Source organism: Klebsiella sp. LY, assembly GCF_004010915.1.
Taxonomy (GTDB): domain Bacteria; phylum Pseudomonadota; class Gammaproteobacteria; order Enterobacterales; family Enterobacteriaceae; genus Klebsiella; species Klebsiella quasipneumoniae.
Genome location: NZ_CP022444.1, coordinates 3712407 through 3739395, shown reverse-complemented (window position 1 = coordinate 3739395; position 26989 = coordinate 3712407). Strand labels below are relative to the sequence as shown.

At 56.5% G+C, this 26989-nt stretch carries 27 protein-coding genes; 12 read left to right on the top strand and 15 right to left on the bottom strand.

Annotated features, from left to right (window positions below):
• The first annotated feature begins 6 nt into the window (after positions 1-6).
• The 5 genes from acrA (at position 7) to maa (ending at position 6198) form a co-directional block, all read left to right on the top strand.
• A complete protein-coding gene (gene acrA / locus CE636_RS21195) occupies positions 7-1200 on the top strand; it encodes a multidrug efflux RND transporter periplasmic adaptor subunit AcrA (protein WP_004204747.1) in 1194 nt (397 codons plus the stop codon).
• Positions 1201-1222: 22 nt separating this feature from the next.
• Positions 1223-4369 (top strand): multidrug efflux RND transporter permease subunit AcrB, encoded by a 3147-nt coding sequence (acrB, locus tag CE636_RS21190; RefSeq protein WP_017898892.1) that lies wholly within the window; start codon positions 1223-1225, stop codon positions 4367-4369.
• A 484-nt stretch (positions 4370-4853) separates the two neighbouring features.
• Positions 4854-5228, top strand: coding sequence for an Hha toxicity modulator TomB (gene tomB, locus CE636_RS21185; RefSeq protein ID WP_002892066.1), 375 nt, complete (start codon positions 4854-4856; stop codon positions 5226-5228).
• Between the two features lie 26 nt (positions 5229-5254).
• Complete coding sequence (locus CE636_RS21180) at positions 5255-5473, top strand: HHA domain-containing protein (RefSeq protein WP_002892050.1); 219 nt, start codon at positions 5255-5257, stop codon at positions 5471-5473.
• A gap of 158 nt (positions 5474-5631) precedes the next feature.
• Positions 5632-6198 (top strand): maltose O-acetyltransferase, encoded by a 567-nt coding sequence (maa, locus tag CE636_RS21175; protein WP_004204750.1) that lies wholly within the window; start codon positions 5632-5634, stop codon positions 6196-6198.
• On the opposite strand, the gene CE636_RS28905 is transcribed toward maa, so the two are convergent.
• Positions 6170-6292, bottom strand: coding sequence for a hypothetical protein (locus tag CE636_RS28905; RefSeq protein ID WP_032426076.1), 123 nt, complete (start codon positions 6290-6292; stop codon positions 6170-6172). The two genes, maa and CE636_RS28905, sit on opposite strands and share 29 nt — an antisense overlap.
• Before the next feature lie 42 nt (positions 6293-6334).
• Here CE636_RS28905 and CE636_RS21170 point away from each other — a divergent pair, with 42 nt between their 5' ends.
• A complete protein-coding gene (locus CE636_RS21170; RefSeq protein WP_017898893.1) occupies positions 6335-6805 on the top strand; it encodes a YlaC family protein in 471 nt (156 codons plus the stop codon).
• On the opposite strand, the gene CE636_RS21165 is transcribed toward CE636_RS21170, so the two are convergent.
• Positions 6774-8231 (bottom strand): PLP-dependent aminotransferase family protein, encoded by a 1458-nt coding sequence (locus tag CE636_RS21165; protein ID WP_017898894.1) that lies wholly within the window; start codon positions 8229-8231, stop codon positions 6774-6776. The genes CE636_RS21170 and CE636_RS21165 overlap by 32 nt on opposite strands.
• Positions 8232-8331: 100 nt before the next feature.
• On the opposite strand from CE636_RS21165, the gene CE636_RS21160 reads away from it, so the two are divergent.
• A complete protein-coding gene (locus CE636_RS21160) occupies positions 8332-9030 on the top strand; it encodes a GNAT family N-acetyltransferase (RefSeq protein WP_017898895.1) in 699 nt (232 codons plus the stop codon).
• On the opposite strand, the gene ykgO is transcribed toward CE636_RS21160, so the two are convergent.
• The 3 genes from ykgO to CE636_RS21145 form a co-directional block, all read right to left on the bottom strand.
• Positions 9027-9167 carry a type B 50S ribosomal protein L36 gene (gene ykgO / locus CE636_RS21155; protein WP_002892018.1) on the bottom strand — a complete coding sequence of 47 codons (141 nt, stop codon included), beginning with the start codon at positions 9165-9167 and terminating at the stop codon, positions 9027-9029. The genes CE636_RS21160 and ykgO overlap by 4 nt on opposite strands.
• Positions 9167-9430 carry a type B 50S ribosomal protein L31 gene (locus CE636_RS21150; RefSeq protein WP_004204754.1) on the bottom strand — a complete coding sequence of 88 codons (264 nt, stop codon included), beginning with the start codon at positions 9428-9430 and terminating at the stop codon, positions 9167-9169. The genes ykgO and CE636_RS21150 overlap by 1 nt, the downstream gene beginning before the upstream one ends.
• A 116-nt stretch (positions 9431-9546) precedes the next feature.
• Positions 9547-10617, bottom strand: coding sequence for a LacI family DNA-binding transcriptional regulator (locus CE636_RS21145; RefSeq protein WP_004204755.1), 1071 nt, complete (start codon positions 10615-10617; stop codon positions 9547-9549).
• A gap of 270 nt (positions 10618-10887) precedes the next feature.
• On the opposite strand from CE636_RS21145, the gene CE636_RS21140 reads away from it, so the two are divergent.
• A complete protein-coding gene (locus CE636_RS21140; protein ID WP_004204756.1) occupies positions 10888-12159 on the top strand; it encodes a maltoporin in 1272 nt (423 codons plus the stop codon).
• 136 nt (positions 12160-12295) lie between these two features.
• Here the strand turns inward: CE636_RS21140 and CE636_RS21135 are convergent, their stop codons facing one another.
• From CE636_RS21135 to CE636_RS21110, 6 genes are all read right to left on the bottom strand, one after another.
• Positions 12296-12610 carry a glucose PTS transporter subunit EIIB gene (locus CE636_RS21135; protein WP_004204757.1) on the bottom strand — a complete coding sequence of 105 codons (315 nt, stop codon included), beginning with the start codon at positions 12608-12610 and terminating at the stop codon, positions 12296-12298.
• A gap of 65 nt (positions 12611-12675) precedes the next feature.
• Positions 12676-14733 (bottom strand): beta-galactosidase, encoded by a 2058-nt coding sequence (locus CE636_RS21130; protein WP_017898897.1) that lies wholly within the window; start codon positions 14731-14733, stop codon positions 12676-12678.
• Positions 14734-14763: 30 nt separating this feature from the next.
• A complete protein-coding gene (locus tag CE636_RS21125) occupies positions 14764-15966 on the bottom strand; it encodes a glycoside hydrolase family 53 protein (RefSeq protein ID WP_004204760.1) in 1203 nt (400 codons plus the stop codon).
• A 4-nt stretch (positions 15967-15970) separates the two neighbouring features.
• A complete protein-coding gene (locus tag CE636_RS21120) occupies positions 15971-16822 on the bottom strand; it encodes a sugar ABC transporter permease (protein WP_004204761.1) in 852 nt (283 codons plus the stop codon).
• 10 nt (positions 16823-16832) lie between these two features.
• Positions 16833-18140, bottom strand: coding sequence for a carbohydrate ABC transporter permease (locus CE636_RS21115; RefSeq protein ID WP_017898898.1), 1308 nt, complete (start codon positions 18138-18140; stop codon positions 16833-16835).
• A 62-nt stretch (positions 18141-18202) separates the two neighbouring features.
• On the bottom strand, positions 18203-19435 hold the full coding sequence (locus CE636_RS21110; protein ID WP_017898899.1) for a maltodextrin ABC transporter substrate-binding protein: 1233 nt from the start codon (positions 19433-19435) through the stop codon (positions 18203-18205).
• A gap of 355 nt (positions 19436-19790) precedes the next feature.
• Here CE636_RS21110 and CE636_RS21105 point away from each other — a divergent pair, with 355 nt between their 5' ends.
• Together CE636_RS21105 and CE636_RS21100 are read left to right on the top strand one after the other, a co-directional pair.
• Positions 19791-20900 carry an ABC transporter ATP-binding protein gene (locus CE636_RS21105; RefSeq protein WP_017898900.1) on the top strand — a complete coding sequence of 370 codons (1110 nt, stop codon included), beginning with the start codon at positions 19791-19793 and terminating at the stop codon, positions 20898-20900.
• Between the two features lie 236 nt (positions 20901-21136).
• Positions 21137-22696 (top strand): EAL domain-containing protein, encoded by a 1560-nt coding sequence (locus CE636_RS21100; protein WP_004204766.1) that lies wholly within the window; start codon positions 21137-21139, stop codon positions 22694-22696.
• A 62-nt stretch (positions 22697-22758) separates the two neighbouring features.
• Here CE636_RS21100 and CE636_RS21095 read toward each other — a convergent pair whose 3' ends face one another.
• The gene (locus CE636_RS21095; RefSeq protein ID WP_004204767.1) at positions 22759-23031 is read right to left on the bottom strand and encodes a metal-sensing transcriptional repressor; all 273 of its coding nucleotides are present in this window, start codon (positions 23029-23031) and stop codon (positions 22759-22761) included.
• A 164-nt stretch (positions 23032-23195) separates the two neighbouring features.
• On the opposite strand from CE636_RS21095, the gene CE636_RS21090 reads away from it, so the two are divergent.
• Positions 23196-24059 (top strand): nickel/cobalt efflux protein RcnA, encoded by an 864-nt coding sequence (locus CE636_RS21090; protein WP_017898902.1) that lies wholly within the window; start codon positions 23196-23198, stop codon positions 24057-24059.
• 44 nt (positions 24060-24103) lie between these two features.
• Here the strand turns inward: CE636_RS21090 and CE636_RS21085 are convergent, their stop codons facing one another.
• Positions 24104-24718, bottom strand: coding sequence for a YczE/YyaS/YitT family protein (locus tag CE636_RS21085; protein ID WP_017898903.1), 615 nt, complete (start codon positions 24716-24718; stop codon positions 24104-24106).
• A gap of 88 nt (positions 24719-24806) precedes the next feature.
• Between CE636_RS21085 and CE636_RS21080 the strand changes: the two genes are divergently transcribed.
• Positions 24807-26234, top strand: coding sequence for a PLP-dependent aminotransferase family protein (locus tag CE636_RS21080; RefSeq protein WP_017898904.1), 1428 nt, complete (start codon positions 24807-24809; stop codon positions 26232-26234).
• Between the two features lie 134 nt (positions 26235-26368).
• On the opposite strand, the gene CE636_RS21075 is transcribed toward CE636_RS21080, so the two are convergent.
• Together CE636_RS21075 and CE636_RS21070 are read right to left on the bottom strand one after the other, a co-directional pair.
• Entirely contained in the window at positions 26369-26584 is a 216-nt protein-coding gene (locus tag CE636_RS21075) for a hypothetical protein (RefSeq protein ID WP_004142688.1), read from the bottom strand.
• Positions 26581-26838: a hypothetical protein gene (locus CE636_RS21070; protein ID WP_004204776.1), complete on the bottom strand. Its 258-nt coding sequence runs from the start codon at positions 26836-26838 to the stop codon at positions 26581-26583. Before CE636_RS21070 ends, CE636_RS21075 begins: the two co-directional genes overlap by 4 nt.
• Positions 26839-26989: the final 151 nt, after the last annotated feature.

The window sequence follows — 26989 nt, the reverse complement described above, 5'->3', positions numbered from 1 at the left end:
TTACATATGAACAAAAACAGAGGGTTAACGCCTCTGGCGGTCGTTCTGATGCTCTCAGGCAGCTTAGCGCTAACAGGATGTGACGATAAACCGGCTCAACAAGGAGCCCAGCACATGCCGGAAGTCGGTATTGTGACGCTCAAATCCGCACCTCTACAAATAACCACCGAACTGCCAGGCCGCACCAGCGCCTATCGCATTGCGGAAGTTCGTCCTCAGGTCAGTGGCATTATTTTAAAACGTAACTTCGTGGAAGGTAGCGATATCCAGGCCGGCGTTTCCCTGTATCAGATCGATCCAGCCACCTATCAGGCCAGCTATGACAGCGCCAAAGGCGACCTGGCAAAAGCCCAGGCGGCGGCAAACATGGATCAACTGACGGTCAAGCGTTATCAGAAACTGTTAGGCACTAAATATATCAGTCAACAAGACTACGATACCGCCGTCGCGACGGCGCAGCAGAGCAATGCGGCCGTGGTCGCGGCGAAAGCAGCCGTTGAAACCGCGCGCATCAATCTGGCCTACACCAAAGTCACCTCGCCGATTAGCGGTCGCATTGGTAAATCCGCAGTGACCGAAGGGGCGCTGGTGCAAAATGGTCAAACAACCGCCCTGGCAACCGTTCAGCAGTTGGATCCGATCTATGTCGACGTCACCCAGTCGAGCAATGATTTCCTGCGCCTGAAACAGGAGCTGGCCGATGGCCGTCTGAAACAGGAAAACGGGAAAGCGAAAGTGGAGCTGGTGACTAACGACGGTCTTAAGTATCCGCAGGCTGGCACGCTGGAATTCTCGGATGTCACCGTCGATCAGACCACCGGCTCTATCACGCTGCGCGCTATTTTCCCTAACCCGGATCACACCCTGCTACCGGGGATGTTTGTCCGTGCCCGTCTGGAAGAAGGGGTTAACCCTGACGCCCTGCTGGTGCCGCAACAGGGTGTCACCCGTACGCCGCGCGGCGATGCCAGCGTCATGGTAGTGGGTGAAGGCGATAAGGTCGAAGTCCGCCAGGTCACTGCTTCTCAAGCGATTGGCGATAAATGGCTGGTCACTGACGGTCTGAAATCCGGCGATCGCGTTATCGTCACTGGCCTGCAAAAAATCAAACCAGGCGTGCAGGTAAAAGCGCAGGAAGTAGCTTCTGATGATAAACAGCAAGCCGCAGGCAACGCGCCATCAGAACAAACCAAGTCTTAACTTAAACAGGAGCCGTTAAGACATGCCTAATTTCTTTATCGATCGCCCCATATTTGCATGGGTGATCGCCATCATCATCATGCTGGCTGGGGGATTATCGATCCTCAAATTGCCGGTGGCGCAATATCCGACGATTGCGCCGCCAGCAATTTCCATTACCGCCATGTACCCCGGTGCTGACGCCGAAACCGTGCAGAACACCGTGACTCAGGTTATCGAACAGAATATGAACGGTATCGATCACCTGATGTACATGTCCTCGAATGGCGACTCCACCGGTACGGCGACCATCACCCTGACCTTCGAATCCGGTACCGATCCGGACATCGCCCAGGTTCAGGTTCAGAACAAGCTGGCCCTGGCCACCCCTCTGCTGCCGCAAGAAGTACAGCAGCAAGGGATCAGCGTTGAGAAAGCGTCCAGCAGCTTCCTGATGGTTGTCGGCGTTATTAACACCAACGGCACCATGAACCAGGACGATATTTCGGACTACGTGGCGGCCAACATGAAGGACCCGATCAGCCGTACCAGCGGCGTCGGCGACGTTCAGCTTTTCGGTTCCCAGTACGCGATGCGTATCTGGATGGATCCGAATAAACTGAATAACTTCCAGCTCACGCCGGTGGACGTGATCAGCGCTCTGAAAGCGCAGAACGCCCAGGTAGCCGCTGGTCAGTTAGGCGGTACGCCGCCGGTGAAAGGCCAGCAGCTCAACGCGTCTATCGTCGCACAGACGCGTCTGACCAATACGGAAGAGTTTGGCAACATCCTGCTGAAGGTGAACCAGGATGGTTCCCAGGTTCGTCTGCGTGATGTCGCCAAAATTGAGCTGGGTGGCGAAAGCTATGACGTGGTGGCGAAGTATAACGGCCAGCCAGCGTCCGGTCTGGGTATTAAACTGGCTACCGGCGCGAACGCGCTGGATACCGCCAACGCGATCCGCGCTGAACTGGCGAAGATGGAGCCGTTTTTCCCGTCGGGGATGAAAATCGTTTACCCGTATGACACCACCCCGTTCGTGAAAATCTCTATTCACGAAGTGGTTAAAACGCTGGTGGAAGCGATCATCCTGGTCTTCCTGGTGATGTATCTGTTCCTGCAGAACTTCCGCGCCACGCTGATCCCGACCATCGCGGTGCCGGTGGTCCTGTTAGGGACCTTCGCGGTGCTGGCGGCGTTTGGCTTCTCGATAAACACCCTGACGATGTTCGGGATGGTGCTCGCCATCGGCCTGCTGGTGGATGACGCCATCGTGGTGGTCGAGAACGTCGAGCGCGTCATGGCCGAAGAAGGCCTGCCGCCGAAAGAAGCGACGCGTAAATCGATGGGGCAGATTCAGGGCGCGCTGGTAGGTATCGCCATGGTGCTGTCGGCGGTATTTATCCCGATGGCATTCTTCGGCGGTTCAACCGGCGCCATCTATCGCCAGTTCTCCATCACCATCGTTTCCGCGATGGCGCTATCGGTACTGGTCGCGCTGATCCTGACGCCGGCGCTGTGCGCCACGATGCTGAAGCCTATCCAGAAAGGCAGCCACGGCGCGACCACCGGTTTCTTCGGCTGGTTTAACCGCATGTTCGATAAGAGCACGCACCATTACACCGACAGCGTAGGCAACATTCTGCGCAGCACCGGTCGCTATCTGGTGCTGTATCTGATCATCGTGGTGGGCATGGCGTGGCTGTTCGTTCGTCTGCCGAGCTCGTTCCTGCCGGACGAAGACCAGGGGGTATTCCTGAGTATGGCCCAGCTGCCTGCCGGCGCCACCCAGGAGCGCACGCAGAAAGTGCTGGATGAGATGACGAATTACTATCTCACCAAAGAGAAGGACAACGTGGAATCCGTGTTTGCGGTTAACGGCTTCGGCTTCGCCGGCCGCGGCCAGAACACCGGTATCGCGTTCGTCTCGCTGAAAGACTGGAGCCAACGTCCGGGCGACGAAAACAAAGTTGAAGCGATCACCGGTCGGGCGATGGGCTACTTCTCGCAGATTAAAGACGCGATGGTCTTCGCCTTTAACCTGCCGGCTATCGTTGAACTGGGTACCGCGACCGGCTTTGACTTCCAGCTGATTGATCAGGGCGGCCTGGGACACGAAAAACTGACCCAGGCACGTAATCAGCTGTTTGGTATGGTGGCGCAGCATCCTGACGTGCTGACCGGCGTGCGTCCTAACGGTCTGGAAGATACACCGCAGTTCAAAGTCGATATCGATCAGGAAAAAGCCCAGGCGCTGGGCGTCTCCATCAGCGACATTAACACCACGCTGGGCGCTGCCTGGGGCGGAAGCTATGTCAACGACTTTATCGACCGCGGCCGCGTGAAGAAAGTGTACATCATGTCCGAAGCGAAATACCGTATGCTGCCGGAAGACATCGGCAAGTGGTATGTTCGCGGCAGTGATGGCCAGATGGTGCCATTCTCCGCCTTCTCCACCTCGCGTTGGGAATACGGTTCGCCGCGTCTGGAACGCTACAACGGTCTGCCATCGATGGAAATTCTTGGCCAGGCAGCGCCAGGCAAGAGTACCGGTGAGGCGATGAGCCTGATGGAAGAGCTGGCGGGTAAACTGCCGTCGGGTATCGGCTACGACTGGACCGGGATGTCTTATCAGGAGCGGCTGTCCGGTAACCAGGCCCCTGCCCTGTATGCCATCTCGCTGATTGTCGTCTTCCTGTGTCTGGCAGCGCTGTATGAGAGCTGGTCGATTCCGTTCTCGGTCATGCTGGTCGTACCGTTAGGTGTGGTCGGCGCGCTGTTAGCCGCCACCCTCCGCGGTTTAACCAATGACGTTTACTTCCAGGTTGGCCTGTTGACCACCATCGGCCTGTCGGCGAAGAACGCGATACTGATCGTTGAATTCGCCAAAGACCTGATGGAGAAAGAGGGCAAAGGGCTGATTGAGGCGACGCTTGAAGCGGTGCGTATGCGTCTGCGTCCGATCCTGATGACCTCTCTGGCGTTTATCCTTGGGGTTATGCCGCTGGTTATCAGCTCCGGTGCTGGCTCCGGTGCGCAGAACGCCGTCGGTACAGGCGTAATGGGCGGGATGGTGACCGCGACGATCCTGGCTATCTTCTTCGTGCCGGTGTTCTTTGTGGTGGTTCGTCGCCGCTTTAGTAAGAAAACGGAAGATATTGAGCACAGCCATCAGGTTGAGCATCATTAATCTGCACTACTGAACAAAGGGCCGCCACCGCGGCCCTTTTTTTGTTCATTACCGACAGGGCACATATTGCCATTGTTTATTTTTCGCGCTGCATTTAATATCTATTGATGTGTTGCAGACTATATCTATCGCGCTGTTTAGCCCTTAGGATCTTCTTACGCTCATTTACCAGGAATAATCCTAATATCATCATTCACGGCCGGCGGTTTCTGAACGCGACGACTGCCTGTCTTAAACCAATGATTGATAAGACATCTCTATTTTTCAGGCTGCGCGCCCGGGCCGCAGAAATTAATTCGTCTATTTTTAAGATAATTTCTCTCTGATAATTGTAATTTTTCGTAATAGCACGATGAAATCTCCTGGAGAGTGGATTATAGTTAAATCAGCAGGATTACTCAGTTAGTGTCAGGTCAGTTAGTCGTGTTCATCCCACAACGGTGTTTGTTAGTCGTCGTTTAAACCACTCAAAAGGGGATGCGTTATGGACGAATACTCGCCAAAAAGACATGATATCGCACAACTACGCTTTCTCTGCGAAACGCTGTATCATGACTGCCTTGCAAACCTGGAAGAGAGCAACCATGGCTGGGTCAACGACCCGACATCGGCTGTCAATCTCCAGTTAAATGAACTGATCGAGCACATTGCCACATTCGCCCTTAATTATAAAATTAAGTACGCTGAGGATAATAAGCTGATCGCTCAGGTTGACGAATATCTGGACGACACATTTACGTTGTTCAGTAACTACGGCATTAACTCTACGGATTTGCAAAAGTGGAAAAAATCCGGTAATCGGTTATTTCGTTGTTTTGTCAACGCCAGCCGGGAAAATCCGGCCAGTCTTTCGTGTTAGGATTATTACAATCAAAAGGTGGAATTATGTCTGATAAGCCATTAACTAAAACAGACTATTTGATGCGCTTACGTCGTTGCCAGACAATTGACACGCTGGAGCGCGTCATTGAAAAAAACAAATATGAACTTTCTGATAATGAGCTGGCGGTATTTTACTCAGCCGCCGATCATCGTCTGGCTGAACTGACTATGAATAAGCTGTACGATAAAATCCCGACGTCTGTCTGGAAATTTATCCGCTAATTAGTGCGCCCGACGCGGTCTGCTGACCGGATGGTAATCGCCAGCCTCAGCAGGACATCTTTGTGATAGTCATCACAGCATTCAGCCAACAGCAAACTTGTAACCGGTTTCTTTTTTATACTGTTGCGACCCTCTAACGTCAGGTATAAGGAAGACCAATGAGTGAAGAAAAACGCAAAATGATCGCCGGTGAGCTCTATTTATCTGGCGACCCAACGCTTCGCGCCGATCGCCTGCGCGCCAGACAGCTGCTGCACCGTTATAATCATTCCGCCCCGAATGCCCAGGAAGAACGTCAGCATATTCTGGCCGAGCTGTTCGGTCGCGCTGGCGATGCGTATATCGAGCCAAGCTTTCGCTGCGACTACGGCTACAATATCTTTCTCGGCGCCGGTTTTTACGCCAATTTCGACTGTGTGATGCTGGACGTCTGCCCTATCCATATTGGCGATAACTGCATGCTGGCGCCGGGCGTCCATATCTATACCGCCACCCATCCGCTGGATGCTGAGGCCCGAAACAGCGGCCAGGAATATGGCAAACCGGTGACCATTGGCCACAATGTGTGGATTGGTGGTCGGGCGGTGATCAATCCCGGGGTGACCATTGGCGATAATGCGGTCATCGCCTCCGGAGCGGTGGTCACTAAAGACGTTCCCGCCAGTACCGTTGTCGGCGGCAACCCGGCGCAGATCATCAAGCGCCTTCCGCCGCCGAATGCGTAACTGTTATGCTTTTCTGTAACTGATCTGTTACTTTCTCCGCAGAATACTGCAACATAAAATAACCTTCAGGCTGAGCCTGCCGCACCTGATCCATCGGGCGCACGGGGCGGGCTTATTGCAGAATTCGGGGACCAAGATGACAGAAATACAACGCCTGCTGACTCACACCATTGACGAACTTAACGTGCAGGAAAAACGCGATAATCGCCCGCGTTTTAGCATCAGTTTCATCCGCAACCATCCGGGCCTGTTTGTTGCCATGTATGCTGCGTTTCTGGCGACGCTGGTGGTCATGCTGCGCTCTGAAACGCTGGTGGATTCGGTCTGGTTGTTGGTGGTGCTGTTCATCCTGTTCAACGCTTTTTTCTTCTTTGACGTCTATCCACGCTATCGTTACGAAGATATCGATGTCCTCGACTTTCGCGTGTGTTACAACGGCGAATGGTACAACACCCGCTTTGTCCCCCAACAGCTGATCGACCGTATCCTGCAGTCGCCGGACGTCGATAGCGAGCAGAAGGCACAGCTTAAAAAAATGGTCGACACCAAAGGCGAACTCTCCTTTTACGATGTCTTTACGCTGACCCGCGCCGGTACTGCGCAATAAGACGATTCAGCGTCCGCAGCGCCAGCGGATAGCGGGAAGCCGAAGTATTGCCATACCCCAGCACCAGCCCGCTCCGCCCCCGCCGCGGGTCGAGATAGAAATGACTTAGCGCAGCGGGCGCCAGCTGAAACTGACGCGCCTGCTGCGCAATCGTTTGATCGTCGATCCCCTCTATGGCCAACGTCAGATGGAGTCCCCCTTCCCCACCGAGGACTTCGCACGGCACGGTAATCTCTTGTGCCAGCGCCTCGCGCAGCTGTTGCTGACGTTTGCGGTACAGACGACGCATCGCTGCCAGATGACGCGCATAGTGTCCCATCTCGATAAAGCTGGCCAGCGCACGCTGTTCAGCGCGGTGCCCGCCGCGCAGCAGCGCGCCAATGGCCTCCTGAGCGGCATCCGCCAGCGCGGACGGCATGACCATAAAACCGATACGCAGCGCCGGAAACAGGGTTTTGCTGAAGGTGCCGAGATAGACCACCGGGGCATCCGGGACCATCCCCAGCATCGCCGGGATCGGCTCTCCGCTGTGGCGAAACTCGCTGTCGTAGTCATCCTCCACAATCCACGCGCCGTGCCGATGGGCATACTCCACCAGCGCCAGACGCCGCGCGGCGCTCATGACGCTCCCAAGGGGATACTGATGAGAGGGAGAGGTGAAAATCAGCCGGGGTGGCTCTGCCACGCCGTTGGCAATACACATCCCTTCACCATCGACGGCCATCCCACAGACCCGCAGCCCCGCTCGCTGGAAACCACTCCTGGCGCCCAGGTACCCCGGCTCTTCCAGCCACACGCTGTCGCCCGGGTTGGTCAACAGCGAGGCGCATAAGTTGACCCCTTCCAGCGCCCCCTCGGTGATGACGATCTGCCGGATATCGCACCGGATGCCCCGGGAGAGCGCCAGATGGCGGGCGATAGCCTCCCGCAGTTGGGGATCGCCCGCGGCCTCACCGTAGCCCAGCAGCGTGCTGCCTTCGTCGCGCAATGCCTTATCGATTAACCGCCGCCACAGCGGCAGCGGGAAATAGTTCACCGCCGGCATGCCAGGCGTAAACGGCAGCGCCGGCGAGTCACGGCGCATAGCGGCTGGCAGCCCCTGCAGCCGCTCAGACAGCACAACGGGTGGCGCGATTACCTCCTGCCGACCGCTAGCGGCGAGCGGCACCACCTGCGTCCCCTGACGGCTTCGCGTCAGGTATCCCTCCAGCGTCAGCTGCTCCAGTGCGGCATTCACCGTATTACGCGACAGATGCAGTCGACCGGCAATCACGCGCGATCCTGGCAAACGGCAGCTGGCCGCCAGGGTTCCCTGCAGGATGGCATGGCGCAAAGTGTGGTAAAGGGCACGCTGCAGGGTTTCGTCCGTTCGCTGCCGCATCCCCTGCGTCACCAACCCATAAAACGCATCGTCCGGTATATTCATGTCGCCTCCTCGTGGATCCATAAAAACATACTCTAATGGCACTTTTTATGGAACCAGCCAGCGCGTACGCTGCCTGTACATCCCCAATAAGGAAACCGCAATGTGTGAATGCAATCAGTTTGGACAGGCGCTCGGCGCCGCGCTGCCCGACTGGCAACCCCGCCCCTGGCCGACCCGGCAGATACTTCAGGGCAGCCGCTGTCGGCTCGAACCACTCACCCTCGCCCACGCCAGCGATCTGTTTGCTGCCCATCAGCTGGCGCCCGACGCCCGCAGCTGGACGTGGCTGCTGCGCGAACCGGAAACCAGCCTGGCTGAATTTAGCGCCTGGGTGGCGCAGGTTGCGACGCTGGCCGATCCGATCCATTTCGCCGTCGTTGACCAGCAGCGTGGAACGGCGGTCGGCTCGCTGGCGTTAATGCGCATCGATGCCACCCATGGCGTGGTCGAGGTGGGGCATGTCCATTTCTCTCCGCTGCTAAGCCGAACGGCTATGGCCACCGAAGCGCACTGGCTGTTGATGCAGTATGTGTTCGAGACGCTCGGCTACCGTCGCTATGAATGGAAATGCAATAGCCTCAATACGCCGTCAGGCCGTGCGGCAAGGCGACTGGGATTTCAGTACGAAGGACGTTTTCGTCAGGCACTGGTGAGCAAAGGACACAACCGGGACACGGACTGGTTTTCAGTGATTGATGGCGAATGGCCGCAGCTGGATAGCGCCATGCGCCAATGGCTGGCCGCCGACAATTTTACCGCCGACGGCCAGCAGCGCCGTCCCCTGGAAAGCTTCCGTTAACGACGTTTTTTGCGCCCCTGCACTGCTTTGAAGCGGGGGTTGCTCTTGCAGATCACGTACAGCCGCCCTTTGCGTTTGACCAGCTGGCAATCCGGGTGGCGCTGTTTGGCGCTGCGTAATGAGTTAACGACCTGCATCATGCCTTCCTTTTTGCATCAATGAAGCCGCCAAAGCGCTGGCGGAAACGGGCCGCGCTACCCTCGCTGGCGAACGTTTTTTGTTTGCCGGTGTAGTAGGGATGCGATTTCGAGGAGACGTCGATCGTCACATACGGATACGTCTCACCGTCGAGCTCAATCACGCGTTCGGTGCGGATGGTTGAGCCAACTTTAAAATATTCATTGGCGCTGGTGTCGTGAAACACCACCGTGCGATAGGGAGGATGGATATGGGCTTTCATCATGACCTCGTCATTATGTTATAACATAACAATTAAGGTACGCCGTTCCACGACAAAGATCAACCATGGTCATATCAGGGGTAATAACAAAGAGGCGAGTTTCCTCGCCTTTGGCTTCAGGGCGCCAGACGGTGGGCGATAGCGCGAAGTTGCTCCGCGATAGCCTGCAGATCTTTCCCCTGCTCGACTCTGGCGCCGCTGGAATGGCGAATCACCAGGCGCGCCGGCAGGATGGATGAGGTATGCGCCGCACCGCTGGTACTGGCGAGGATCCGCCGCACCGCCTCTTTCCCCTGCAGGTCGAGGTCCAGCGAGACCGTACTCAATGCCGGATAGAAAAAGGAGCTTTCGTAGGTATCGTCATAGCCAATCACCGACTTCTCTCCCGGCACCGCCACCTGATGCTGATGGAAGGCGCTGAGCACCCCCAGCGCCATCTGGTCATTGCCCACCAGCACGGCGCTGAAATTAGGCGTTTCCCGCAGCATCTGCAGCGCGCCGGCGTAGCCGCTCTGCGCATCCCAGTTGCCGCGCAGGACGGTCACCGGCTTCAGACCGTAGCCATCCAGGGTCTCGAGCCAGCTTTTCAGCCGCAGTTTCGCCGATACGGAGCTGTCCGGGCCTGCCAGCAACGCAATCTCCCGATGCCCCATCTCATAGAGATATTTGACGCTGGCCCGGGTGCCGTCCGCCGGGTTAAACGAAACGTTAAACACGGAGCTGTAGGGATCAACGTCGAGAAACAGGCAGACGATATCATCATTGTCAGCGGCGATTTTCTGCGCCTGTTCGGTCTCCAGCGGCACGTTGATAATGACCTTATCCACCCGCTGAGACTTCAGCTCATTGATGGAATCCTGGATGCTTTGGTTGACGCTCTCATCAATCATTGAAATCAGGACCTGGTAACCTTCCAGATTAGCATAGCGTTTTACCGCCGCCGCCACCTGGGAGGGGGCATGCCAGGCCAGCGAAATCGTCACCAGTCCGACCGTCTGGCTCTCCTTCCCCACCAGCTGCTGCGCCAGCCGGTTTGGCACATAGCGCAGAGCCTCTATCGATTTCTCCACCTTGCGGCGCGTCGCTTCGGATACATTGGCAGATTTGTTGAGTACCCTGGACACGGTCTGGTAAGAGACGCCCGCATGACGAGCGACGTCTTCCAGAGTAGCGCTTTTAGACTTCATGGTCCGGTTCCTTATGTTGTTATCCCATGATTGTAACAGGGGCCATTTGAAAAAACGCTCACCGCTACCTCTCATCGCAAAATTACACCACAAAAAGTATTACGTTCACAACCAGGTTAATTGTGAAACACTTCACTCATCACAACAAAAACCAGCGTTATTATTTGCACTTAGTCACACAATAATCATATCTCATTTGCCTGAAGTTACATTTAGGCATTTTATGACATCAGTTATGTGAACGTAATACAAAACAATAAGAGGATAGAGATGAATACGACACTGCGCGTCCTTTCCACAGCATTAGCCGCTGCGCTAATCGCCCCTTCCGCCTTTGCGGCTACCGCTGCGATCCCGACCGTTGATTTTCATGGCTATTTGCGTGCCGGGGTTGGGGTCTCCGGCGACGGTAGCGAAGCGGAATGGCAAAAGAACAAGCTGGGCCGGTTGGGGAACGAATCGGATACCTATGGCGAGCTGGAGCTAGGCTCCGAGGTCTACAAAAAAGATGATGTCAGTTTCTATCTCGACAGCATGGTCAGCATGGTCTCCGATGGCTCTAACGATAATGAAACCACGCTGAACGATGACGCGCAGTTCGGCTTACGTCAGCTGAACCTGCAGATCAAAGGGCTGATCCCGGGCGATCCGAATGCGGTGATCTGGGGCGGCAAACGTTACTACCAGCGTCACGACCTGCACATCATCGATACTAAATACTGGAACATTTCCGGCTCCGGGGCCGGGGTGGAAAACTACACCCTTGGCCCGGGCGCCGTCTCGCTGGCGTGGATCCGCGGCGATGCCAACGACGTTGACTATCGCGTCGATGGCGACAGCAACGTCAATATCAACTATATCGATTTACGCTACGCGGGATGGAAGCCGTGGTCCGGGTCGTGGACCGAATTCGGCATCGACTACGCCATGCCGAACACCACTAAAAAACAGGACAGCTACGGCGGACTGTACGATGCCGAAAATGGCGTGATGCTGACCGGTGAAATCAGTCAGGATATGCTGGGCGGCTATAACAAAACCGTGCTGCAGTATGCCAACAAAGGTCTGGCGCAGAACATGGTCTCCCAGGGCGGCGGCTGGTACGATATGTGGAACTACGTGAACGACGCCACCGGCTATCGCGTGATTAACACCGGTCTGATCCCCATTACCGAGAAGTTCTCCATCAACCACGTTCTGACCTGGGGCTCGGCGGATGACATTACCGACTATACCGATAAAACGCGGATGCTGTCGCTGGTCGCCCGCGGGCAGTATCAGTTCACCGACTACGTGCGCCTGATTGGCGAAGTCGGCGGTTTCTATCAGAAAGACAGCTATAACAATGGCACCAGCTACAAACAGGCCGGTGAGAAATATACCATTGCGCTGGGCCTGGCGGACGGGCCGGACTTTATGTCACGCCCGGAATTACGTATTTTCGCGTCGTATCTGAATGATTCCGAAGATGGTAAACCGTTTGAAGACCAGACGGCGAATAATACCTGGAATTTCGGCGTACAGGTTGAAGCCTGGTGGTAATATCGCGCTGGTAAGACAAATACGTTATTGATATCTCCAACTGTAAGGTCATTAATTTCCCTCCGGTAATCATTATTGCCACTGCTGTCTTTGTCTTATTTTCGGGATAACCTGTTTTCAGGTTATCCCGTTTTATTTATTTCCGCGCGGCAAAATGGTCATCCAGCAATTGACGTAGCGCATCGGACTGCTTACCGAAAATAGCATGAACCTGCTGGCCAAGAATAATGACACCCAGCGCGCCCTGCTGCTGTAATGCGTCCGAGTCCACGGCTGCCAGATGACGAACCGTTACCCGTAGACGGGTAATACAGGCGTCCACTTGGGTAATATTCGCTTCACCGCCGAAGGCCTGAACCAACGCCTCGATTTGCTGTTTTTCCGCTTCGCTTAACGGCTGTGCCGGACGTGCAGGAGAGAAATAGTGCAGGAAAGATTTTAAACTCACCATCATAAACTCCAGGGTAATAGATACAAAAAAGCCTGCTCGGCAGAGCAGGCGTGGAGAAAAAAGGATTAGGCGTGGCGACGGAGAATACGGCAATCCCATGCTGACAGGGTCAGCGGGTCCGACACCGCCGCGTCGGTCAGGCAATCCCGATACCCTGACGGCAGGCTCAAGGTATGGCTTTGCGCGCTGTAGTTCTGCAGGAAGACAAACGTGCTCTCACCGTCGGTGCGCGCAGTAGCCACCACGCCGGGCGGTAAATCCGCCGCGATCGCCCGCGGTAGCGCCAGCTCCTTGCTCAGGGCGGCAAAGAAGTCGCGCTGGAAGGCCAAATCGTTGCGGGAGGCCACATGCCAGGCTTTACCTTTCCCGAAGCCGTTCACCGTCACCGCTGGCCTTCCGGCATAAAAATCATCCCGGTAGGTGGCCAGCGTCTGCGCGCTTTCGGTATGGATCAGTTCACAGAGATGGCGCACCTGATACGGGCCCTGCAGACCGCACTGATTCCCGGCCAGGCCCTGCACCAGATTAAACTCGCCGTCATTCAGGCAGTCGATCTCTTCCGCCCAGATGCCCAGCAGATTGCGCAGCGGGCCCGGGAAGCCGCCGAGATAGCAGAGATCGGATTCGTTGACGATGCCGGTCCAGTAAGTGGTCACCAGATGGCCGCCGCTGGCGACAAACGCCTCCGCCCGCGCGGCAAAGCCGTCGCGCACCATGTATAACATCGGGGCAATGACCAGCCGGTACGGCGTTAAATCAGCGTCGGCGTCAATCACATCGACGGCGATGCCCTGCTCCCAGAACGGACGGTAGTGCTCATTGACCGTCTTCTCATACTCCATACCCAGATTGCGCGGTCCCTGGGCGTCATCAAGCGCCCAGCGGTTCTGCTGGTCGAAGATAATCGCCACTTTAGCCTCGGTGCGACAGCCCCGGACCTCCGGTAGCTTGCTCAGTATCTCACCGAGTTTGCTGACTTCACGGCCAATACGGGTATCGATGTGCCCGACATGGTCGACCACCGCGCCGTGAAATTTCTCAACCGAACCGCGACTTTTCCGCCACTGGAAATACTGCACCGAGTCGGCGCCATGCGCCACCGCCTGCAGCGAGGAGAGAATATGCATGCCCGGTTTCTTCAGTTTGCTGGTCGGCTGCCAGTTAGTCGCGCCCGGCGTGGACTCCATCAGCACAAACGGCTGGCCGCCCTTCAGGCTGCGCATCATGTCGTGATACATCGCGGTGTAGCAGGCCAGCGCGGTTTCGTCTTTATCGCGGTGCCACATCGGATAGCTGTCCCACGAGATAAAGTCCAGCACCTCCGCCAGCTGCCAGTAGTCGTAATCGTAGAAATACTCCATAAAGTTGGTGGTCACCGGCAGGGCGGCATTCGCCGCCTTCAGCGGGGCGATTTCATGGCGGCAGAAATCGGTCACCTGAGCGGTGTTAAAGCGATGCCAGTCAAGGTTGAGACCGTGGATCGACGTTTCGCCCTGCGGCGCAGGCGATTCAATCTGCGACCAGTCGCTATAGGTATGGCTCCAGAAGGTGCTCCACCAGGCCTGGTTGAGGTTCTCCAGGGTCTGATACCGCGCCTTCAGCCAGCCGCGAAAGCGGGCCTGGCAGAGATCGCAATGGCATTCGCCGCCATATTCATTGGAAATATGCCAGCCCAGCACCGCCGGGTGCGCAGAATAGCGATCCGCCAGCAGGCTATTGATTTTCAGGGTCTTCTCACGATAGATCGGCGATGACATACAGTGGTTGTGACGGCCGCCGTGCAGGGCCGGCACCCGATCGCGCCCCACCCGCAGAACCTGCGGATAGCGTTGAGACATCCACGCCGGACGCGCGCCGCTCGGCGTGGCCAGAAATACATGAATGCCGGCGGCATACAGTTTATCGAGAATAGTATCCAGCCAGGCGAAATCAAATACCCCTTCGCGCGGCTCAAGTTTCGCCCAGCTAAATATGCCCACCGACATCACATTGCATTTTGCCTGCTGCATCATGGCAATGTCTTTATCAATAATGTCGGGGTCATTCTCCCATTGTTCCGGATTATAATCCGCGCCATGCAGCAGCGTATTAACCTTTGGATGTAAAGGTGCAAATTTATTCATAATAAACTTCCTGAAAAGAACGACAAATAATTAATTAAATACTTTTACCGACGGCAGTACTTTTCCCTGGCAGTCAAATAGCGCCTGATTTTCCCGCGCATTACCCTCTTTCCATTCGTCATGGATATATTTCATCCCCGCCGGGGTGGCCCAGGTATTTCCCGGCACGGCAATCCACGTCGGCTCCCAGTAAAAAATACCTTTGCCGCGCTGGTCAGGAACATCTATTACGGCCTGCATCAGATCGTGAATATAGCGATATTGCCCCTGCACGGTGGCGGGATAGCCTCCGTCCTTTTCCTCTTTGGCCTGAAAACTGTTTTCCGCGTTATCGCAGTTAGCCAGGGTATAGGCATAGGCCGCCTCGACGACAATGACATCTTTGTTATAGCGTTTGCTGATGTCATCCATATTGGCCTTCAGGGCGCTGATCGGCCCGTTCCAGTAGGTGTACATCGACAAACCAATCACGTCATAGGGCACATGACGTTTCTCTATTTCGTCAAACCACCAGCGGAAGGTATCGTTCTTGGTCCCTTCAGCCAGATGCAGCATGATTTTCACCTGCTCGCCATTGCGCAGATTCGCCTTCAGACCATCAATGGCCGCGTTCAGCAGCCCGGCCAGCCGGTCGAACTCGCCGCCCCCCTGCCCCCAGCTTTTCCCTTCCGGCCACAGCATACCGCCGTTGATCTCATTGCCGATCTGCACCATATCCGGCAGGACGCCCGCCTGCTTAAAGCGGGCGATGGTATCCCGGGTATAGTCATGAATCGCCGTTTTCAGCTGCGGATAATCCATCTTTTCCCAGGCCTTGGGTTTGAACTGCTTGCCGGGATCGGTCCAAAAATCGCTGTAATGGAAGTCGAGCAGCAGCTTCATTCCCTGGGCTTTCGCCCGTTTCGCCAGCGCCAGAGTAGTGGCCAGATCGTTATTCCCGCCGCCATAGCCCTCGCCGCTTGCCGATTGCGGATCCACCCACAGGCGGAGGCGAACATAGTTGACGCCGTTCTCTTTCAGAATGGCGATCGGATCCTTACGCTGGTTATTCTGGTCGTAGAAAATTGCCCCGTGCTTTTCGGCATCCAGCAGCGTGGAGATATCCGCGCCTTTAATAAAGTCCGCCGGCATACCCTGAAAGGCGCGGGTTTCAAGCGCGTCCGCTGCCAGCGAAGGGAGGGAAAAACTGCATGCCAGACAAACCGCAAGCCATGCGGGTGTAAATCTTTTCATGTGCTTATCCTTTAGTACTGCCCGAGGTCAGGCCGGAGACGAAGTATTTTTGTAACGCCAGATAGAGGATCGCGACCGGCACGGCAATCAGCACCGCCCCCGCCGCGTAGGTGGTGTAGCTGGCCCCCATTTTTTGTGCCACCAGGTTATACAGACCGATAGGCAGCGTGTATTTATCCGGGGTACGCAGGATGGTGCTGGAGAGGATGAAATCCCCCAGCGGGCCGGTGAAGGAGAACAGCGCCACCACCGCGAGGATCGGCCTCGACAACGGCATGATGATCTCAATAAAGATGCGAAAGCTACTGGCGCCGTCCATGCGGGCGGACTCATCCAGATCTTTAGGGATCGCGTCGAGATACCCCTTCATCAGCCAGGTGTTCATCGGGATCATTCCCCCGACGTAGATCAGCACCAGCGCCAGATGGCTGTTTATCAGGCCAAGCAGTTGCGACAGCACAAAGATGGCAATCAGCGCGGAAAACTGCGGGATCATCTGCAGCAGCAGGAACAGCATCAGCCCGTTTTGCCGCCCTTTAAAGCGGAAGCGGGAGAAGGCGTAAGCGGTAAAGCTGACGCTAATCAGGGTCAGCACCATGGTCAGAAAGCTGATTTTCATCGAGTTCCAGTACCAGGTGAGGTAATTCACATTGCCATTGAACAGATCGGCATAGTGCTGGAACGACAGGTTTTCCGGAATGATCGAGGTACTGAGCAGGCTATTGCCGGCGTTCAGCGACGCCCCGACGGTCCAGACCAGCGGGTAGATAATCACCACCGAGACCAGGATAACCACCAGCCAGGTGAGAGAGAGTCGGATCCACTTTTCGCGTTTAATACTGGGTGATTGAGCCATGTTGCTTCCCTTACGCCATGTCGTCATTTTTGAAGGATTTGGTGGCGCGGAACTGCCACAGCGCCAGGCCGACGACGAAGATCGACAGCAGGATAGTGATGGTCGCCGCGATGGCGTACTGCGACGAGGACATCGTCAGCTTATAGATCCACGACACCAGAATATCCGTCCCGCCGGCGTTAGATCCCGCCACCGCAGGGCCGCCGTTGTTAAACAGATAAATAATGTTGAAATTATTAAAGTTGAAGGTGTACTGGGTGATGATGATCGGCGCGATCGCGTACAGCACCAGCGGCAGGGTGATGGTGCGCAGGCGGGTAAAGGCGCTGGCGCCGTCCATCGTCGCCGCTTCATACAGATCGTCCGGGATCGCCTGCAGCACGCCGGTGGTCATGGCAAAGACAAACGGAAAGCCAAGCCAGGTCTGCATCATGATCAGCGCGGTTTTGGTCCAGAACGGATCGGTTAGCCATGCCTTCGGGCTGATGCCGAAGAATGACAGGATCGCGTTGTTAATCACCCCGAAGGAGTCATTGAACATCCCGGCAAAGACGAGGATAGTGACAAACCCCGGCACCGCCCACGGCAAAATAAAGATGGTGCGGATCAGCGGCTTAAAGCGCAGATCTTTTTGGTTCACCAGAATCGCCAACAGCACGCCCACCGTACACTGCAGGGTGGTCGCCAGCAGCGTCCACACCACGGTCCACTGCAGCACATCCAGGAAGGTGGAGCGCCAGATGGAGAGGGTGAAAATATTGACGAAGTTTTTCAGCCCCACCCAGTCCACCAGCTTCGCCGGCGGCGTGTGGTACAGGTTGTAGTTGGTGAAGGCGATGGCAAAACCAAACAGAATGGGAAAGATCACCACAAAGACCAGCAGAATAAAGCCCGGGGTGATCATCAGGTACGGGAAGCCGTCGCTCAGCAGCATCTGGTACTGCTTACGCACGCTGTTCAGCGCGACCCCTTCATCGCGTTTTTTGCCGTTCAGCCACGCGTCCCGCAGCGAGAGAAAATAGATCAGCACGCCAAAAGCGACGATCAGCACGCTGATAATCCCCTCCGCTAACAGGAAGATAGAGTTATCCCGGGGCACCTCTTCACCCAGGGTATAGAGCCCCCACAGCCCCTCGCGCAGGAAATCGTAAAAAATACCCAAAAAGCTGCTCAGCAGCACCAGGAAGACCAGCCCCTTCAGCCACTGGCGATGATAAAACTGGCCGAAACCCGGCACGATTGCCAGCAACAGGCCGCACCACGCATGGCGCCCGGGCCCGCGCGCGTCGCTAAAATTTTCGCTGGAATGGATGCTCACACTCGACTCCTTCTACAAACGGGAGGTCCCCCTCCCGCTCGGTGACTTCACGTGACGGTAAATTACTGATTGCTGGCCTGCATCGCTTCAATCTGCATCTTGATCTGTTTCACCGCATTATCGAGCGCGGCCTGCGGCGCCTGCTTGCCGGTGAGGCTCAGTTCAAGCGCGGCATTGGCCGGCCCCCACACTTCCCCCATCTCCGGAATGCCCGGCATAGCCATCGCCCGAGCCGACTGAACGGCGACGGCGCTGGCCTTTTCGTCATTTTTAATCACCGGGTCGTCAATCATCGCCTTCAGCGGCGGGATTTCGCCGGTGGCGACATAGCGGGCTTTTACATACTGCGGCTGGTTGATGAACTCGATAAACTGTTGCGCCAGCGCCTTGTCTTTACTCCAGGTCGATACCACGTAGCCCTTAACGCCGAGGAAGGAGCTCATTGGCTTGCCGTCCGGCAGGGTCGGCAGCGGCACCACGCCATAGTTGATACCGGCGGCTTCATACGGCTGGAAGGCCCAGGGGCCGTTGATCACCGCCGCCGCTTTTTTCTCGGTAAACAGCGAATCAATGGCGTTCAGCCCGTTATCGCCGAGGATTCCTGCGGGGAAGGCCTTCTCGGCATAGAATTTTTTCAGGAAGGTCACGGCTTCCACGGCGCCGGGCGTATTGAGCCCCACCTGCTGCGGATTAAAACCGCCGCCGTCGTTCTTCGCGAAGATATAGCCGCCCATCGGGCCAATCGCCCCCCAGCTGTAGTAGATCTGATCAAACTTGGCCAGCAGGCCGTATTTGTTCTGCTCGCGCTGGGTCTTCGAGTAGTCCAGCCAGGCCTGCAGACTGTCCAGCGGCTTGTCGATCAGGTCCTTGTTGTAGATAAGCACCAGGGTTTCCACCGCTTTCGGGATCCCATACAGCGCGTTGTCCATGCGGAAGGCGTTGATAGAGGCTGGCGTAAAGGCATCCTGTTTCGCCTGCTCAACGTTGAGCGGCGAGAGAAGTCCCTGAACGACGGCGCCGCCGAGCTGGTCATTCGGGATCACCAGCACGTCCGGCCCAATGCCCGCCGGGCCATCGAGGCGCAGCTTTTCCAGCTGCTGGGCATAAGGCATCTCCTGCAGATTGACCTTCACGTTGTACTGCTTCTCAAAATCGCTGACCGCGGTTTTGATGCCAGTGGATTTTTTAATGTCTTCCCAAACGTTGAGCTGCCCGGCGGCATGCGCCTGCAGGCTGGTAAGTTGCCCCGCCGCGAGGGTGGTAAGGATCAGTGCAGCAAGCGTGTTCTTTTTCATTATCAACCTCATGTGAAGGTATAACAATTTAATGGTTTTTTATTTGACTTACGTCTGCCAGTTAGAAAAAAAATCATTTCAAACTGCCGTGTTACATAGAAAGCAGACTCTGGTTCGCTTTTGTTACACGCTACGCTTTGATTGGGGATAAAACTACCATAAGCTGCCAGTTGTGTGATCATCCTTGCAGAAATGAAACGCCGCTGTATGGCGCAAAAACCGCGGAAGTTATAGTCAGGACATGATTTTAGCGCTGTTGAATATTGTCACGCTGATTTGTTACACGTAATACAAACACACTCAAATCAACGACACGCCAACGGCAAACAACGGCTACTCACTTCGGGGAATGTGGATGTCCAATATACGACTGAGGAATGTCACCAAAAGGTTCGGCAGCACGGTGACGCTGCACCAGGTCAATCTCGATATTGAAGATGGCGAGTTTGCGGTCTTCGTCGGCCCTTCCGGCTGTGGAAAATCGACGCTGTTACGTATGATTGCCGGGCTGGAAGAGGTCAGTGACGGGGAAGTGCTGATTGGCGATGAGGTGATGAACGATGTGGTCCCCGCCCGCCGCGGCGTGGCGATGGTTTTTCAGTCCTATGCGCTCTATCCGCACATGACGGTGGCGGAGAATATGGGCTATGGGCTGAAAGTGAATAAAGTGCCGAAAGCGGAGATCCGTCGCCAGGTGGAAATGGTGGCCAAAACGCTGCAGCTCTCTCACCTGCTGGATCGTAAACCGAAGCAACTCTCCGGCGGCCAGCGGCAGCGTGTGGCCATTGGCCGCGCTATCGTGCGTAATCCCCGGGTGTTTATGTTCGATGAGCCGCTTTCTAACCTCGATGCGGAGCTGCGCGTCGATATGCGCCTGCATATTGCCCGCCTGCACCAGGAGCTGAAGACCACCATGGTGTATGTCACGCACGATCAGGTGGAGGCGATGACGCTTGCCGATAAAATCGTAGTCATGAACTACGGGAAGGTCGAACAAATGGGTTCGCCGATGGCGCTGTACTACAATCCGGTCAACAAATTCGTCGCCGGTTTTATCGGCTCGCCAAAGATGAACTTTTTGCCGGCCACCGTCAGCGACTGGCAGGCAGAGCGCTTAACGGTCACACTCGCCCAGGACCAACAGCTCACCCTGAACGTTGCCACCCAACCGCTGAAGCCCGGCGCCGCAGTCACGCTGGGGATCCGGCCAGAGCACCTCACGCCGGAAGTCTCCACCGGTACCGTGGTGGAGTTTCAATGTGAAGTGGTGGAGCGTCTGGGCAACAATACCTACCTGTTCGGCCAGTGCTACGGTCACGATAACGTCAAGGTTCTGCTGCCCGGCGACGTCCTTTTCCGCCCGTGGCAGAAGATTAATCTGGCCTTCGATGACCGCTTCTGCATGGTGTTTGATGAGAACGATCTGCGCATCAGCGCCGATATCACGGCGCCGGATGCGCACTAAGCCAACATATTGCTGTCATCTGCGCAGCGTATGCTGCGACTGAATGCCGGAATACATCCTGCCCGGCATTCACACCCTCATTTTTATTCTGCTGCATCGGAATCATCCTTCTCACCCGGCATCGCAGGCTATTGTGATGCCGGTTTTTTTTCCCCGCGCAGCGCGATTTCTCCCGCTGCGCCCGGTTTATCTTTCGCATATACTGATGACACCCGGCGAACGATAAGGATACAGGCATGAGGACCCGGCATCTGATGGCGCTGTTTACAGGAGTGCTGATACTGGCCATCATCCTGCCTATCTCGCTCAGCATCTGGCAGGCGGCGCGGCAGGCCAAAATGCAGTTCTATCGTGAGCTGGATGATTATTCCAACCGTATTGTCGTCCGCACGCTGCAGGTCGCCGATCAGGCCCGGGAAGCACTGAGGGAGGCCGACTCACACTCTGCCGCCTCCTGTAGCCCGGAGCATCTGCTCGCCCTCCGCCGGATCGCCTATACCCATCGCTACGTGCAGGAAGTGCTCTGGCTGGAAGATTCCGTACCGCAATGCTCCTCCCTGGAAGACCATAGCGTTGCGGTGACCTTCCCGCCACCGGACCACATTGCCCCCGACGGCTATCGCACCTGGCTGACCTCGATTAACGATCTTGGCCTTAATCACCAGATGACGGCCATGGCCAGCCGGCAGCATATGGTAATGATCGATCCCATCTCCTTCATTGATGTGGTGCCCGCCAGCGAGGAGAAGATCCATACCATGCTGTTTGGTTTGGACCATCTGAAAATGGTGATCAGCAGCCAGCCGCTGCCGGCGAAGGTCTGGCAACGGATTAAAGATCCGCACCTGAATATGCTGACCCTGGATAATACGGTCTACCGGATCCAGCGCATTCCCGAGCTGGGATCCGGCATTGTGACCTGGTCATCCACGCTGCCGCTACAGCAGCGTATTCGCCAGCAGCTGATCTTCTGGCTCCCTGTCGGCATCTTCACCAGCCTGCTTGCCACCTGGCTGCTGCTGCGCCTGCTGAGACACCTGCGTTCACCGCGCAACAGTATGCTGGACGCCCTCAATTCCCAGGCGATTCAGGTTCACTATCAGCCGATTATTTCATTGCAGGACGGAAAAATCGCCGGGGCCGAAGCGCTGGCGCGCTGGCAGCAACCCGACGGCACCTTTTTATCGCCGGATATCTTCATTCCCCTGGCCGAGCAAACCGGACTGATCACCCAGCTGACGGAAGATATCGTCAGGAAAATTTTTGCCGACCTGGGTCCCTGGCTGAGGCAGCGGCCGGAAGTGCATATCTCCATCAACCTGTCGGTGGATGACTTACGCTCTCCCACCCTACCCAAGCTATTACACGATCAGCTGCAGCACTGGGGGATCGCCGCGGAACAGATTATCCTTGAGATCACCGAGCGCGGGTTTGTTGACCCGGAGACCACCATGCCGGTGATCGCACACTACCGCGAGGCCGGGCACCGCATTTCGATTGACGATTTCGGTACCGGCTACTCCAGCCTGAGCTATCTGCAGAAGCTGGACGTCGACACGCTGAAAATCGATAAATCCTTTGTCGATACGCTCGAGTACCGGCCGCTGACGCCGCACATTATTGAAATGGCCAAGGCGCTCAATTTGGCCACCGTCGCCGAAGGGGTGGAAACCGTAAGCCAGCGCGACTGGCTGAGACAGCATGGCGTTCAGTACGCCCAGGGCTGGCTGTACAGCAAAGCGCTGCCAAAAGAGTCGTTTATTCTGTGGGCGGAAGAGAACCTCCATGCGCATTAAGCGGCAGGCGGCCTGCGCAGAAGGTCAGCGGGCGCGGCCTCTTCGCCGCCCTCTGCCGGAGGCTACTTCAGATAGGATTTAATCACCTGCATCACCGTCTCCAGATCCGCCTCACGCTGCGTCTCGTCTGGCTCTTTCACCACATGGTCGGTGAGATGTCCCTGGATAACCTGCAGCATCATGCCATTGACCGCGCCGCGGATCGCCGCCAGCTGCTGTAGCACCTCAGCGCACTCATGCTCGCGATTAAGCATTTTCTCTAATGCGGTACTCTGCCCCTGAATTTTCTTCAGCCGGGTCAGTAACTTCTTTTTGTCTCTCACTGTGTGTGACATTACGCGATCCACCGTTTTTTTCTGTCCGGGATTACCGACCTGCGTGGTCAGCAACGCCTGCCAGCATACCATGATCCTTTTTATTAGCCGCCTTATCTACTGGGGGGTAGTATTTTACTACTGGGGGGGAGTAGGATAAAGGCACTTTTGGCAAGGATCCCGATATGAACGATTTCACTTCCCTTCTGCAGCAGGGCAATGCCTGGCTGTTTATTCCCAGCGCAATACTGCTCGGCGCGCTGCACGGCCTCGAACCCGGGCACTCAAAAACAATGATGGCCGCCTTTATCGTGGCGGTGCGAGGAACCTTAAAACAGGCGGTACTGCTGGGGCTGGCGGCCACGGTTTCGCATACGGCGGTGGTCTGGCTGATCGCCATGGCCGGTCTGTGGTTTGGCCGCGGCTGGAACGCCCAAACCTCTGAACCCTGGTTTCAGCTGGTCTCAGGGATTGTCATTGTGCTGATTGCCTGCTGGATGCTCTGGCGCACCTGGCGCGAATCGCAGCCCCACACGCACCATGATCACCACCATGAACATGAGCACCACCATGAACATGAGCACCACCACGAACATGATCATCACCACGAACATGATCACCACCATGACCATCACCATGCGTCCTCATCCGCCGCGCCGCTGGTGGCGGAGGAGTGGCAGGACGCGCATCAGCGGGCCCATGCCCAGGAGATCAACCGGCGCTTTGATGGCCGTCAGGTGACGACCGGGCAGATCGTGCTGTTTGGCCTGACCGGCGGGCTGATCCCCTGCCCGGCGTCCATTACCGTGCTGCTTATCTGTTTACAGCTGAAGAAATTCTCGCTGGGCGCCACGCTGGTGCTGGGCTTTAGCGTCGGTCTGGCGCTGACGCTGGTGGCTTCAGGGGCTATCGCCGCCCTGAGCATGAAACATGCCACCCGCCGCTGGCCGTGGCTTAACGACCTCTCGCGCAAGGCACCCTGGTTCTCAGGCTTACTGATTATTGTGGTGGGGATCTACATGATGCTTCATGGCCTGAGCGGCCTGTAAGCGATGAAAGGCCCTCTCCGTGATGAAGAGGGCGATGGGTTAATTCAGGAGACTATTTCCCGGGGAGGGCTGACCGCGTTGCGGTTGACGGGCTGACTGAACCACGGCAGGCACAGCTGGATAAGCGGTCCAATCGACAGCGCGTAAATGACGGTTCCGACGCCAAACTTCCCCCCCAGCAGACAGCCAATCAGCAGCACGGAAAGCTCGATCGCCGTCCGGATACCGCGCAATGACCAGCCGGTGCGAGCGTGCAGCCCGGTCATCAGGCCATCGCGCGGACCCGGGCCAAACCCCGCGCCAATGTACATCCCGGTGGCGATCGCGTTCAGCACAATCGCCACCACCAGCAGCGCACTGCGCGCCACCAGCGATTCCAGCGGCGGCAGGACGGCCAGCGTGGCGTCCGCCGCCAGCCCCAGCACGATCACATTGCTCACCGTGCCGAGCCCCGGCATCTGCCGGATCGGGATCCATAGCAGCAGCACCGCGGCGCCGGTCAGAATAATCACGGTCCCGAAACTGATCCCCAGCTGTTTAGCCACTCCAAGATGAAAGACGTCCCACGGATCGGCGCCGAGATTAGCATGCACGAAGAGCGCCGTGGACACGCCGTAGAGCACCAGACCGATATATAACTGCAGCAGGCGACGAAGCATATTTTTTCCTCAACATCATTGCGAATGCCCTCATCATCAGCAAAAATGGACTGATAATTAATGGCCAGTTTTGGAAAAGTGGATCGCTATGTCAGCCCGACGCTTTGGAACACAGTCCCTGGTACGCCTGCTCGGCAACTGGCAGGAGTCCAGTTCTCGCACACCGCTATGGCGCCAGCTGGCGGAAGCGCTCCGCCTGCTGATCCTCGATGGCCGTCTGACGCTACAGACGCGCCTGCCCGGCGAGCGCGAGCTGGCGGCGGCCCTCAACGTCAGCCGGACGACCATCGCCAGCGCCCTCGGCCAGCTGCGGGAGGAGGGATTTATCCAAAGCCGCCAGGGGAGCGGGTCGCGCATTGTTTTGCCGGAACGCCCTGCCGACCTGCCGCCGCCCTCTGCGACCCCCTCGACGATCAATCTCTCCACCGCCGCCCTCAGCGCCGGTCCGGAGGTCCATCAGGCCTTCCAGCATGCCATGACCCTGTTGCCGCCCTATCTCGCCCAGACCGGTTACGATCAGCAGGGGCTCCCGGTGCTACGGGAAGCGATTGCCCGGCGCTACAGCGAACGTGGCCTGCCGACGCGGCCCGATGAAGTGATGGTGGTCAACGGCGCGCTCAGCGCCTTCGCGCTGATCCTGCGTCTGTTCACCGGCCCCGGTGACCGGGTGGTCATTGATGCCCCGACCTATCCAATGGCCATCAGCGCCATTCAGGGCGCCTCCTGCCGGCCCATTGGGGTCGCACTCCCACAGCAGGGGTGGGACTGCGATGGATTCGCGGCGATCATTGCGCAGACCGCGCCGCGTCTGGCATGGCTGATGCCGGATTTTCACAACCCCACCGGGCGCTGTATGGATGCCCTCACCCGCCAGCGGGTCGCGGACATCGCGGCCAGGACGCGAACAACGCTGGTGATCGATGAGACCATGGTCGACCTCTGGTATAACGCCCCGCCCCCGCCGCCGCTGGCCTGCTTTAATCCCGACGCCGCGGTGATCACCATCGGTTCGGCCGGGAAAAGTTTCTGGGGGGGACTGCGCATCGGCTGGATCCGCGCCAGCACGCGGACGATCGCCTCGCTTATTCAGGCCCGCGACTCTCTGGACTTGGGTACGCCGCTGCTGGAGCAGCTGGCCTGCAGCTGGCTGCTGGCAAACGCCGCCACGCTGCTGCCGCCGCGACGGGAGATGCTGAAGGCGCGCCGGGACATGTGCGAAGAGCTGATGAAAGAGTATTTTCCCCGCTGGCGCTTTACGCCACCGGAAGGCGGGCTCTCTTTTTGGGTGGAACTCCCTGACATGCTAGCCACTTTGTTCTCTGCACGTGCGGAAAGCCAGGGGATCCATATCGGCACCGGCACGCGGTTTGGTCTGGAGGGCGCGTTCGATCGCTATTTACGTCTGCCGTTTACGCTGCCGGATGAAGCATTGCGCCAGGCCTTCTCCACGCTACAACCATTGTGGCACAGCCTTGCAGAACAGCGGGAAAGTACGCGTTTGCGGAAAATAATATAAGAAAATATCGACGGGCTGGCTTCAGCCCGTCAAAAGTCCGTCATCCATGAGGTATATGAGATGTTTTTATAAAATTGCCTGGGTATCCTGCCATCTGGTTATGGCAACCCGGTGACGGAAATAAGGCTATTTCATTAATGCTGGCGCGGAATAGGAAACCCTTTCAAGGAAATAATAAAGCCATCTTCATCTTTTTTAATTTTAGCGCCGGTGTCACACCAGTCGGAGGCAATGCGAAAGAACTCATCACTACCGATATTCCAGTTCAGGCGAACGTGTTTCACGTATCCTGAGCGCAACATATCGCAGGCTTCGCTGTAGTTACTGGCTGTAGAGAATTGTTGTTTCATTTTTTCTTCTTCAGAAGTTTTCTTAATGCTTTGATTTCTTTAGGGGTTAATGGCGTCGCTTCCTCTTCGGTATGCTGGCTGTCAATGTCCTCTTCCGTCACCCCCGCCTCATCTGCTGACGCCTCCAGCTGAAAAGCCAGCTGCAGCAGCTTTTCCGTTGCCGTACCCAGGTTCTCGTTATTCACTTCCGCATAATGACGCAACTTCTCTTTTAACTCAGCGTCAATTTTTACATTCAAAACCACTGTGGTCATAGCTACGCTTCCCGTGCAATAAAATCATCATAATTAATACACGAAGTTAACATGCTGATCCAGAGATATATTTTATAGCATGGATCTGGCAACAAATTCCCACCAATAAGATGCGCTTTATTTATGACACGCAAATGACATTAATATTTCA